The sequence below is a fragment of the Flavobacteriales bacterium genome (assembly GCA_013001705.1).
In the GTDB taxonomy this organism is placed as follows: Bacteria; Bacteroidota; Bacteroidia; order Flavobacteriales_D; family JABDKJ01; genus JABDLZ01.
Map to the genome: position 1 here is coordinate 1 of JABDLZ010000094.1, position 11,822 is coordinate 11,822.

Annotated in this window: 9 protein-coding genes; 3 read left to right on the plus strand and 6 right to left on the minus strand. The window is 50.7% G+C overall.

Annotation, left to right across the window (positions count from 1 at the left end; all coding sequences use genetic code 11):
- Positions 1 to 643: 643 nt before the first annotated feature.
- Together HKN79_03670 and fabG are read right to left on the minus strand one after the other, a co-directional pair.
- Positions 644 to 2,731, minus strand: a complete 2,088-nt coding sequence (locus HKN79_03670; GenBank protein ID NNC82651.1) for a hypothetical protein — start codon at positions 2,729 to 2,731, stop codon at positions 644 to 646.
- An 8-nt stretch (positions 2,732 to 2,739) separates the two neighbouring features.
- Positions 2,740 to 3,486 (minus strand): 3-oxoacyl-[acyl-carrier-protein] reductase, encoded by a 747-nt coding sequence (fabG, locus tag HKN79_03675; GenBank protein ID NNC82652.1) that lies wholly within the window; start codon positions 3,484 to 3,486, stop codon positions 2,740 to 2,742.
- Positions 3,487 to 3,607: 121 nt separating this feature from the next.
- On the opposite strand from fabG, the gene HKN79_03680 reads away from it, so the two are divergent.
- Positions 3,608 to 4,321, plus strand: a complete 714-nt coding sequence (locus HKN79_03680) for an outer membrane beta-barrel protein (GenBank protein NNC82653.1) — start codon at positions 3,608 to 3,610, stop codon at positions 4,319 to 4,321.
- 83 nt (positions 4,322 to 4,404) lie between these two features.
- On the opposite strand, the gene sucD is transcribed toward HKN79_03680, so the two are convergent.
- Complete coding sequence (gene sucD, locus HKN79_03685; protein ID NNC82654.1) at positions 4,405 to 5,283, minus strand: succinate--CoA ligase subunit alpha; 879 nt, start codon at positions 5,281 to 5,283, stop codon at positions 4,405 to 4,407.
- Positions 5,284 to 5,372: 89 nt separating this feature from the next.
- On the opposite strand from sucD, the gene mnmE reads away from it, so the two are divergent.
- Together mnmE and HKN79_03695 are read left to right on the plus strand one after the other, a co-directional pair.
- Positions 5,373 to 6,743, plus strand: coding sequence for a tRNA uridine-5-carboxymethylaminomethyl(34) synthesis GTPase MnmE (mnmE, locus tag HKN79_03690; GenBank protein ID NNC82655.1), 1,371 nt, complete (start codon positions 5,373 to 5,375; stop codon positions 6,741 to 6,743).
- Positions 6,744 to 6,775: 32 nt separating this feature from the next.
- Positions 6,776 to 7,333, plus strand: coding sequence for a hypothetical protein (locus HKN79_03695; GenBank protein ID NNC82656.1), 558 nt, complete (start codon positions 6,776 to 6,778; stop codon positions 7,331 to 7,333).
- 164 nt (positions 7,334 to 7,497) lie between these two features.
- Here the strand turns inward: HKN79_03695 and HKN79_03700 are convergent, their stop codons facing one another.
- The 3 genes from HKN79_03700 to HKN79_03710 form a co-directional block, all read right to left on the minus strand.
- Positions 7,498 to 8,238 (minus strand): response regulator transcription factor, encoded by a 741-nt coding sequence (locus HKN79_03700; GenBank protein ID NNC82657.1) that lies wholly within the window; start codon positions 8,236 to 8,238, stop codon positions 7,498 to 7,500.
- Positions 8,228 to 11,245, minus strand: coding sequence for a histidine kinase (locus HKN79_03705; GenBank protein NNC82658.1), 3,018 nt, complete (start codon positions 11,243 to 11,245; stop codon positions 8,228 to 8,230). The genes HKN79_03700 and HKN79_03705 overlap by 11 nt, the downstream gene beginning before the upstream one ends.
- Positions 11,246 to 11,324: 79 nt before the next feature.
- The coding region (locus tag HKN79_03710; protein NNC82659.1) for a T9SS type A sorting domain-containing protein at positions 11,325 to 11,822 on the minus strand (498 nt) is incomplete at its 5' end.

The following is an 11,822-nucleotide window of genomic DNA, read 5'->3' on the forward strand; positions in this document are numbered from 1 at the left end:
TTCAGAACGGAGCACAGCGGACTTCTGGTTTCGTTGAATCAAAATCTGAATGGAAATGAGAATCAAAATGAATACAGACTCTGCGAAAGTCATTCTGATTTCTATTTAGATTTTCATTTTGATTGAAGCCATCTTTCAAACGGAGGGAAACGATCGAAGAATCTCGTGAAATGTAGGTTCCATCTCGACCAGATTCCTCGTGCCTAGGAATGACTCGTAGGTTGGAAAACCGCAGTTTCATAGTTCAGGTCATTGAGATCGGAGAAAAGTGAGAGGATCTGACGAAATCAAATCAAAATGGGAATGAAAATCAAAAGTGGAATGAAGACCTAATGGGTCATTTTGATTCCTATTTAAATTTTCATTCTGATTGAAGCTGGCATTCTGAACGAAGCGCAGCGAAGTGAAGAATCATTTGTATCAGAAGGTGCTCATGGTGTCCCCGATCCTCGTTAGCCTGGAACAAATCCATTATTTGAATCAAAATCTGAATGGGAATGAGAATTAAAATGAATGCGGTTCTTGAGTAAGTCATTTTGATTGCCATTTAGATTTTCATTCTGATTGAAGCTGGCCTTCAGAGCGAAGCACAGCGTAGCTCATAGTGAGCCGATCGTCCAGGAGATGACCTTCAGTACTCCGATCAATACCCTCCCTTGTACTTCCTGACGAACCATTCGATGGCCAGGAAGAGGACCAAGAGGAAGAACAACCAGCGTGACTCGATCAGATCGGTCATCTGCTCGGTGGTGTAGATAACGGGTACAATCCCTTCTTTGTTGAGCAGTGCCTCCTCCAAGGCATCCAATTCATTGGGGTAGAACATCTCCGCCCCAGTAGACTGTGCCATGCGATAGAGCAAGCGATGATCAGCCTGTGTACGTACTGCCTCCACTTGGATAGCTTCCACCGTCAATGAGCCGCTGCTGCGGTAGGTCTCTCCCTCCAAGCTCACCAGGGCCGTGTAGTTGTATGTTCCGTTGGGTAGTCTTCCAGCATCCAGATAATATCCGGCCTGTGTACGGTTGAAGAGGAATTCATAGGTATTCCCTTCTTCATCGGTGAAGGTCACCGTGACTTCCGGGTCGTTAATGGGTACATAACTGGCATTGTACAACTCGGCCTCCTGAATGATGGGATCATCCTCATCGAATCGTTCTTCAGCATAGACCCTGAATTGCCTTCTATCCTCCTTGGCCGCTAAATATTGCACCGCCTTACCTATCAATTCATTGAAGCGATCATGTCCATCGCGGGAGACATGGTCCTGTAGACGCCATCGCCATAAACCCTCACCCAATAACACGGAACTGCGATGTCCATCGGTCTCTTTGAAGAACCAGAGCGGCTGCTCGGTATCTACGATCCCGATGCGCTGAGAGAGCAATGCCTTGGCCGCATTGTCCACGCTGAACTCGGCAAAGGATGTCTGTAGTGGTGCCCACTCGCTCAATGCCTCTTCGAGTTCTCCAGAAAGGTCGAAAAGCCTGAAATCCCTTTCAAAGGAAGGCGATGCATCCGTGGTATTATCTCCACCTTTCAGCTGCACATCCACACCCAATCCACTGTTGCGCAAAGTGCTCCAGTCGGTCTGCAAGCCAGCGATGACCCAGAGCGGGACATTGGCCTCACGGCATCGATCGATGATCTCAGCACCTCCGGTCTTGCGCTGCGGGATACCGTGGGTGATGACCAGATCGTACTCCTTCAGATCACCTGAGGCACGTGCGGTAGATTCCAATACCACCTCGTAGTTCTCATTGCTCTCAATGGCCTGTCTGATGGCGGCAATGTCGGGATGTGGGGCTGCGAATCGTAAGAGGATCTTCTGCCGCGAATCCAAGACATCCATGTAGAAGGAACGGAAGTTATTCTCCTGGATGAATTCATCGGGTTGTACACTCAGCGAGACATCATAGCGAATTCTCCCGGTAGAAGAGGCATTCAGCACAGCTGGCACGGTGGTCACAAAATCCTCGTCATCGATCGTGATGCTTCTGGTGAAGAGGACCTCTCCTTGTCGAGCGATGCGAAGTGTGGCCGTTCTGTCTTTGAGCTTGTCAGCCCTGATCATGACCTCCACTGGGAAATCATTGCCCAGATAGGCCAGTCGGTTCTGGACGATATTCTCGATGAGCAGGTCCCGCTTGATGGTGGTGTCCCCCATGGCCACCGTATAGATGGGCAGGCCTGCCGCACTGGCCACATTCATGGGCGAGCTTCCGCGATTGTAGATACCATCTGTGGCCAGGATGATGGCACCTACATTGCGATTGATATGCCGCTCTTGAAGACTGGTCAGGGTACTTCCGATATCCGAGCGATTGCCTTGGAAATCGATATCGAGTCCGTTGGTGATCTCAGAATCGAAGCGATAGGCGAGTACCTCGTAGCTCTCTTCCAGATTGCTGGCCAGACGACCGAGCTGCGTGATGTATTCTCCCTGATAGAAGGCCGAATCCGGGGCCAAAATCACTGATGAGCTGTTGTCCTGTACAATGAGAATGAGCGGATCCTGTACCTGACGCTCGATGTACTTGAAGAAGGGCCCTAAGAGCAAGAACATCAGTCCAGCCAGGACCAATGTGCGCAATGCAGTGAGCGTATACCTCAGACCTTTGGAGAATCCTTTCTCCTTCTCAGATCGAGAATAGAGCAGATAGGCCAGACCAAAGGAGATGATCAGGCAGGGTATCAGCCACCAGAACGAATATTCGGAATAGATCTCCAAGTCGGGCCTCAGGTCAACATCCCACCATCCACATGGATGACCTGACCGGTGATATAGTCACTCATATCCGAGGCGAGGAATACAGCAAGGTCCGCCACATCCTCCGGACGTCCTCCGCGTTTGAGCGGGATAGTGTTCCTCCATTCTGCCACTACCTTCTCATCCAATTTCTCGGTCATCTCTGTCTCGATGAATCCCGGTGCGATCGCATTGCAGCGGATATTCCTGCTTCCTAGTTCCAGGGCGATGGATTTGGTGAATCCGAGTATTCCGGCCTTGGAGGCGGCATAGTTTGACTGTCCTGCATTGCCTTTGACTCCTACCACTGAGCTCAGATTGACGATAGAACCCTTACGCTGTTTCAGCATGGTACGCTGTACGGCTTTGGTCAGGTTGAAAATGCTTTTCAGGTTGGTCTGCATCACTTGGTCCCAATCCTCCTCACTCATGCGCATGAGTAGGTTATCGCGGGTGATCCCGGCATTGTTGACCACTACATCTATACTACCGAAGCGCTCCAGTACCTCATCGGCCAATTTCTGGGCATCGGCATGATCGGAGGCGTCCGAGCGGAATCCGACTGCTTCTCCCCCACCTTTGGTCAGTTCTTCTTCAAGCGCTTTGGCCCGTTCTTCGCTGGATAGATAGGTGAAAGCCACCTTGGCCCCTTCATCGACAAAACGCTGCGCGATGGCCTTTCCGATCCCTCTGGAAGCTCCGGTGATAATGGCTGTTTTCCCTTGCAGTAGACCCATATTCCGTATATTGTTGATTGAATAGGGCCAAATATACCCTATCTAACCAACAGCAATTATGAAGTTCTTCTTTTCAATTCTGTTCATCGCTTTTCTAGGAATCGGGATGAACGCTCAGACAATGATAGGAGCCCGAGGACAGGTCTCTAATACCTGGATGTTCAATAAGAATCTATCCGATAATGGCGATCTGGTGGACTACAAAGGCACCTTCACGGGTGGCGGAGGTATATCCGTGATCCAATATCTCAATGAGACCGTAGGTGTGGAAGTGGGGCTAGGCGTCAATACAGTGGCGCAGCGCACCCAAGGGGAGTTCGAGACTTTCTTTGGGGATGATATCGACTATGTGTATGAGACCTCAGTCGATTACCTGGAAATAACGGCTCTATTCAAGGCCTTATCCGATGGGGGATCCTATTTCGAGGTAGGACCTATGATCATGCTCAATCAATCGGAGACCGAGAATGTGATAGATATCTCCGATCCCGATCTGGAGGATGACATCTTCGGCACGCAGACCCAGCGCGATAATCGCGTGGCAGAGGATTTTTCCAAGACCTTGCTCTTCGGGGTGATCGGCTTCGGAGTGAATTTCGATGTGGCCGATAATCTCATGGCCGGAGTAGGGCTGCGACTCGCCTACAGCTTCTCCGATAGTGTGGAGCAAGTGACGGAGGACCAGTACAATGAGGGGGATCCCGATCTGGGCTGGTACTCGACCATCGCTCATACAGATGCTCCTCTGGATGAAGGGGAATACGATCCTGTTACAACCAATGCCGCCATTGCAGGTTTGAATATCGCTCTGTATTACACGATCGGAGGGAATTAAGAATTCTACCCTGACCTAAGCGAAAAAAGAGGCCTCATGCGTGCTGCTGAGGCCTCTTTCTCAATACTGTATTTCGAGTTGGACTATGCCGTGACCCCGAGCACTTCGGCCATTCGGTGTCCGATCTGGGCGGGTGAATCCACCACGTGGATACCGCAGTCGCGCATGATGCGCTTTTTGGCCTGAGCCGATTCATCCTCACCGGATACGATAGCTCCTGCATGACCCATGGTACGTCCTTTAGGTGCAGTCTCTCCTGCGATGAATCCGACTACAGGTTTGGTGCCGTTCTCCTTGATCCAACGAGCGGCTTTCACTTCCAAGTCCCCTCCGATCTCTCCGATGACCACTATACCCTCGGTCTCTGGATCTGCCATGAAGAGTTTCACCGCTTCCAAGGTGGTGGTGCCGATGATCGGGTCACCTCCTATACCGATGGCGGTGGTGATTCCCATGCCGGCCTTCACGATCTGATCGGCCGCTTCGTAGGTCAGTGTTCCTGATTTGGAGACCACACCTACTGATCCTTTCTTGAAGATGAAACCGGGCATGATACCGACCTTGGCCTCATCCGCTGTGATCACACCGGGGCAATTGGGCCCGATCAAGGTACAATCACGGTCCTTGACATAGGCATTGGCCTTGACCATGTCATTGACCGGAATACCTTCGGTTATGGTGACAATGACCTTTATTCCTGCTTCTGCCGCTTCCATGATGGCATCACTCGCAAATGCAGGTGGCACGAAGATGATACTGACATCAGCACCTGTCTTCTCCACCGCTTCAGAGACCGTATTGAAGACCGGGCGGTCCAAATGGGACTGCCCACCTTTTCCGGGTGTCACACCTCCCACTACATTGGTCCCATACTCGATCATCTGACCAGCATGGAATGTTCCTTCACTCCCTGTGAAGCCTTGAACGATTATCTTGGAATCCTTGTTTACGAGTACCGACATTTCTACATGGAAATTTGTGGCAGCGAAAGTAATGTATTTCAGAAAGTCGACCTGTCAGAGGTGGCACCGAAGGGATTAGCTTTGTCACTATGAGGCACTTGACCGATGATACCATCTGCGCCATCAGCACGGCACCCGGAGTGGGAGGTATTGCGGTGATACGGATATCGGGTCCTCAAGCGAGTGTTCATGTGAATTCGATCTACAGCAAGGATGTGAAGGCCCAAGACCCCATGACCTTGAGCTATGGTCAGATCATGGATGGAGAGGACATCTTGGATGATGTGATCGTGGCCCGATTCCAAGGCCCTCACAGTTTTACCGGGGAGGATGTGGTGGAGATCAGCTGCCACGGCTCGGTTTATATCCAAGAGCGAATTCTTCAATTGCTCATCGCCCAAGGATGTCGAGCGGCCACTCGTGGCGAATTCACCCAGCGTGCCTTCCTCCATGGTAAGATGGACCTCTCACAGGCCGAAGCCGTTGCCGATCTCATCGCCAGTGAATCCAGAAGTGCCCATCGCATGGCCATCCAACAGATGAAAGGCGAATTCTCTCAAGAGATAGTGACCCTTCGCACCAAACTCATCGAATTCGCTTCGCTGATAGAATTGGAGCTCGATTTCTCCGAAGAGGATGTGGAATTTGCCGATCGCGATGATTTCAAGCGATTGATACGTGCGATCATCCATCGGGTGGACGAACTCATCGAGTCCTTCCAGTTAGGAAATGTGATCAAGAAGGGCGTGCCTGTGGCCATCATCGGAGCGCCCAATTCAGGCAAATCCACGCTGCTCAACGCTTTGCTGAAGGAGCAGCGGGCTATCGTTTCTGATATTGCCGGCACTACACGGGATGCCATCGAGGATACGGTCAATATCGGTGGGGTCACCTTCCGGTTCATTGATACGGCCGGAGTGCGTGAGACCGAGGATCAGATCGAGAATCAAGGGATAGCCATAGCCCTGGATAAAGCCAAGCACGCGGCTATCGTGATCAAACTACTCGATGCACGACAAGAACTCCTCGATGAGGAAGAACGCCTTTACAATCACTATTTCGACCATGTGGGCTGGCGCGATGACGAGCGTACCATCCGAGTGCTCAACAAGATAGATCTGACCGAAGGACGCGATGGTCTTCCACAGGATGCAATCGGTATCAGTGCACTGACCGGAGAAGGGTTGAATTCGTTGAAGGACAAGCTACTGGAACGTATCGAGTATGATGGGACCGGACAGAGGGATATCGTGGTCAGCAATCTGCGCCATCTGCATGCCCTGCAAAAGACCAGTGAAGCCTTGCATACCGTTGTCAAGGGGATGGAACAAGGAATCAGCAGTGATCTATTGGCCATCGATATACGCAAGGCATTGCACTATCTGGGAGAGGTGACCGGTGAAGTGACTACCGATGACCTATTGGGGACCATTTTCTCCAAGTTCTGTATCGGCAAATAGCATTAGCTATTTTTGAGCAGACCGACCTTACTATGAAATTCAAGAGCATTATTCTCTGCGTGATATTGGCTTCCGTTGTTTTCTCTTGTGAGAAGGAGGATGATAGCAATGGCAATTCCACGACCAACCCTCCCGACACTACCTCTACCGGTGATCCGAGCTTCGAGTGTATGATCGATGGTGTCGCATTCGATTCTCACATCCTACTCATCGCAGGTGCAGGAGGCTCGAGTGCTGGAGTGACTACTCGAACGGCTTCAGGAACGGTGTTTCGTAGCAATGGAGACACCATCACGGTAGCGATCACGGCCACCTCCTTCGATGCCGATGCATTTGCTGTTGGTACCACCTTCGATGCGAGCAATACCCTGTTAGGCGATTACTGCTTCGGGAATGTGAACGTGAACAACGGAGCGGTGGACATAGAAGCAAGCACAGAGGATACCGAAATGGCCAATGTGACGATCACGCAGTACGATGAAAGCACAGAGACCTGGTCAGGGACTTTCTCCTTCACTGCTGAGGATGACGACATTGGGGTGACCTATGTCGTGACCGAGGGAGAATTCTCTCTGGTAGAATTCGACTAAAAAAAACCCTTCATCCGCTCAAGATGAAGGGTTCTACCAGATGAAAAGAGGTCGGTTTCTCTAAGACCAACGGAGCTTTCTGCTCCTTAGCGACAGCAATGTAGATAGCAAATGGTTCAGTGACAAAAGGATCGAGTATTCGGTAGCTTTTGTCGAGTATTCGGTCAATGGAGTCGTTCGATGAGTTCTGTGCGCTTCCTTCGACTGACCGGAATCTCTGTCTGATCGCTCATGATGAGCTTGCCTCCTTCTGATTTATGGTAGCGCTCCACATGATTGAAGTTGACCAGATGGGACTGATGTACGCGTATGAACTGGTCGGAATCGATCTGTTCTTCGATCTCCTTCAAGGTCTTGGCCACGGTATATCTTCTTCCTTCTGCACTGTAAACATGGGTATAGTTGCTGTCACTCTCACAATGGATGATCTCACTCTTATCCACGAGTTCCACACCATCGGGGGTAGGAATGGCGATCTTGGTGTGGGTGTCGATCTCCATTTCCTTCATCAGTTCTTCCAGACGGTTCTCCAACTCCATCTTGCTCTGTAGGGCCGTCCGCACGGCCTGTTCGAGTTCTTGTCGGTCGATGGGTTTGAGGAGGTAGTCGATCGCGTGATGCTTGATGGCCTTGATCGCGAACTCATCATAGGCTGTCGTGAATACCAGAGCAAAATCCTTTTTAGGCAGTGCATGCAGCAGGTCGAAGCCATTGAGGACAGGCATCTCCACATCCAGGAACAGAAGGTCTATCTCATGATACATGAGGAATTTCAAGCTCTTGACCGGGCTGATGAAGGTATCCACCACGTCCACCTGTGGACAGTAATTGGCCAATTGCCACTGCAAGGTCTCTATGCAATGCATCTCATCATCTACGATGACTGCTTTTATCCTATCTGTCATAGTCACTGATCTTGATGCGAACCCGGGTACCGAGGGCTTTCCCTTCATCGCTTTGCATATCATCGATATCCAAGGTGATATTGAAGTCATGCAAGGCCTGAGTCAGGTCCATTCGTTCTTTGTTCAATTTCATTCCCAAGGATTTCTTCTTGATGGCGGATTTGCTTTTGAGCAGGTCGGCTTGCTTCCTGCCTATTCCGTTATCCTCGATGAATATCTCCAATCCAGAGCCATTCTTACGTATCTCCAGTGCCAAGCGCCCTTGACGGTCTTCTAGGTGCAGAAGCCCATGCCATATGGCATTCTCCACATAGGGTTGCAAGAGCAATGGAGGGATGTGGTACTTCTCCAAGTCGATATCTGCAGGGATCTTCTCGATGAAGTGGAAGCCTCGATTGAAGCGCAAGGACTCCAATTGGATATACAGGCGCAAAGCCGTGAGTTCATCTTCCAAGTCCACGAGTTTCTTCTTGCTGTTCTGCAGGATCAATCGTACCAATCGTGAGAATTTCCCCAGATATTCTGAAGCGGCCTCTTTGTCGTTCTTGATGATGAAGCTATTGACAGAATTGAGAGAGTTGAAGAGGAAGTGAGGATTCATCTGGGCCCGCAATGCCGTCATCTCCAATTCGGCCAGTTCTTCTTGAAAGCGTCTTTTCTCCTCCTCATGCCTTCTGATATTCTGTATGCGCCAGTAGAAGAAGCTGAAGATGCCGAAGAGCACCAGACCTATCAACAGCAATTGGAACCACAGTGTCTGCCAGATAGCCGGTTCGATGATGAATGGGTAGGCCACTGTATTGCTGATGATTCCCGTATTGGAATTGCGTGCTCTGACCTTGAATATGTATTCCTGTGGACCTAGATTCGCGAAGAAGACCGAGCGATCGGGAGAGAATGCCGACCATCCATCATCGGTACCTTCAAGCATGAAACTGTACTCCACCAAATCAGGCTCAGTGAGGTGAATGGCCAGGTATTCGAATTGGACAGAGTTCTGCTTGTAGTTGAGTTGTAGGTCCTGAGGTATGCCTTGTGTATCGGTATTCCATCCGGAGTCTGACCAGTGGGTATCCCGACCTCCTAGGCGTACCGATGTGATACGCAGTCGTAAGGGTGTATCGTCCTGATCATAGAGAGATGGGATGAACTGCACCGCACCTCCTATGGTGCCGAACCAGAAGTTGCCCTGATCATCCACAGTGACCGCATTCTGATTGCACTCCGTCCCAATAAAACCGTTATCATCATTGAAAAGCTCAGAATGGATCTCTCCATGGTCGTAGAATTGCTCGAGATCGATCTTCTCCAGACCGATGGCCGACCCTACCCAAAGTATGGAGTCTCCTTGGGTTGCGAGGAAATAGATGGTCTCGCCCCGTATCCCATTTCCTGAGATGCAGGTATAACCATCTTCGGTCAAGAGGCCAAGACCGTTGACCCCTCCGATCCAGTCATTCCCTTTGTGGTCGGTGAGCATGGTGAGTACCGTTCCCTGGCAGGAGTTCGGACCGTCCAGCAACTGTCTGGAGAACGTTTCGCCATCCCAAACCCCTACTCCACCTGTAGTCCCGAACCATAGGTCCCCATTCGGACGTTCGCGGATGCAATAGACATTGTTACTCGGAAGGCCATCATCTAGGGTATAGTTGTCGATCCGCCCGGCCGCGTACCTTACCACTCCCCCGTTCTCACCATAGTATCGCTCTCCTTTACATGCAAACCAGAGCACTCCGCTCCTATCCCGATGGATATCGAATATCGCATGCCCCTCCACTCCGAATTTCGAAGAGACATCCTCGAATCCCGATCGAGTGAATATGGTGAGTCCCCCTTCTGTACCGATGAACAAGGTATCTCCGGAGTCAAGGAAGCAGCGTACCGTCTGATGACTTAGGCCATCTTCGGTATCATAGCTGATATGCTCCTCATCCCCCCATACGGTGATTCCTCCTTGCACCATGCCGAACCAGAGTGAGCCATCTTCTCTCTGCAGGATGTCGTAGACTATGTCAGAGCCCAGACCATCTGCTGTGGTCAGTGTGCGGAAGTGGTCATGGGCCATCAGATCCAGACCAGCACCGGAAGTCCCGATCCAGATATTGTCATCCATATCCTGATACAGGGTCCAGATGAAGTCCTCACTCAGACCGTTCTTTTCGGTGATATGTAAACCTTCTTCGAGAAAGAACATACCTACCCCATTGGTACCGGCTATGGTGCTTCCTTCTCGGGTGGTCAAGAAGCAAATCACCGAGTAGCGTTCGTCCTCGAATAAGGGATGATAGCTCAGATCGCTTGCATCAGCTTGATAATATCCTCTAGAAACACCCATCAAGAGTCGACCGGAGGCATCGACCCCTAAAGAAAGTATCTCCTCATCCAAGGGATAATCATCGGGTTCTTGTATCTCAGCATTTTCCCAAGTGAAGAGTCCGTGACTTGTGGCCAGGTAGTGAATGTCTTTCCATTCTTCTATATCGAAGAATCGCAACCCGGCCTGGGTAGGATGCTGGTGAAGCGTGAAATTCCCAGATCGGAAATGGATCAGACCGACATCGGTACCCAGCAGGAATTCATCCTCTCCCAGTTCGAAGACATCGAAGATCGACTCGATGCCCAATGCGTCTTTGTCCAGGGGAAAGGTATACATGCTATCCTCCTCCATGCGGTTGATGCCGTGGGTACTGAAGAACCACAGATGGTCCTGCTCATCGCGGTGGATATCGGCAATGTAGGGATGGATGAGCCCCTGCTCTGTTCCGATGGTATGGAATCGCATGCCATCGAAGACATCCACGCCAAAGGCAGCTGTGGTGAGGTACATTCTACCATCCTTGGCCTGTACGATATTGCCCACCTCGGATTGGCTGAGCCCCTCCTTGGCCGCGAAGTTCTTGATGAAAAAGCGCTGGCTGAAACTCTGATGGGCCCATAGACAGAATGTCAGCAGGAGTCCACAGCGGAACAGCACCTGTGAGAAGGTATATGTATGGATTCTGACCATGGACCGGATATAAATTTAATCCAATGGTCGGGTAAGCGCACCTTGATCGAGGATTCGGTAGTCTGGATCGAGTATTCGGTCAATGGGTGACCACGAAACGCTGCTGGTAGATGGATGCACCATGGATCACCCGCATCAGATAGGTTCCCGGTGTGAGGTGAGATATATCCACTGGGGCCGTTTCTGCCTTCGAATCCAATGTAGTATCCCATAGGACTCGCTGTCCTCGAGCATCGATCACTTCGAGGGTATAGCTTCCTTTCCCACCTGCAGGTATGCGCAGAGTCAGTTCGGTAGCATTGACAGGATTAGGGTAAATATCAAGACTTTCAATATCCAATGCTTTATACTGCGGATTACCAGCACTCTGCTCTGGAGAAGGGGTATAGACACCCGTATTCGGATCGAAATCGGGAGTATTGAAGATCTTGATCTCGGACCATGGGGACTCCTGGCCGTTGCCATCGTGACCACACTCGCAGCGCACCCGCCACTCGTAGCGGATATTCGGATCGGCCCTTTTGGTGTTATTGGCGCCATCCGCTCGGAATTTGATCGGCCATTTGAAGAACTCACG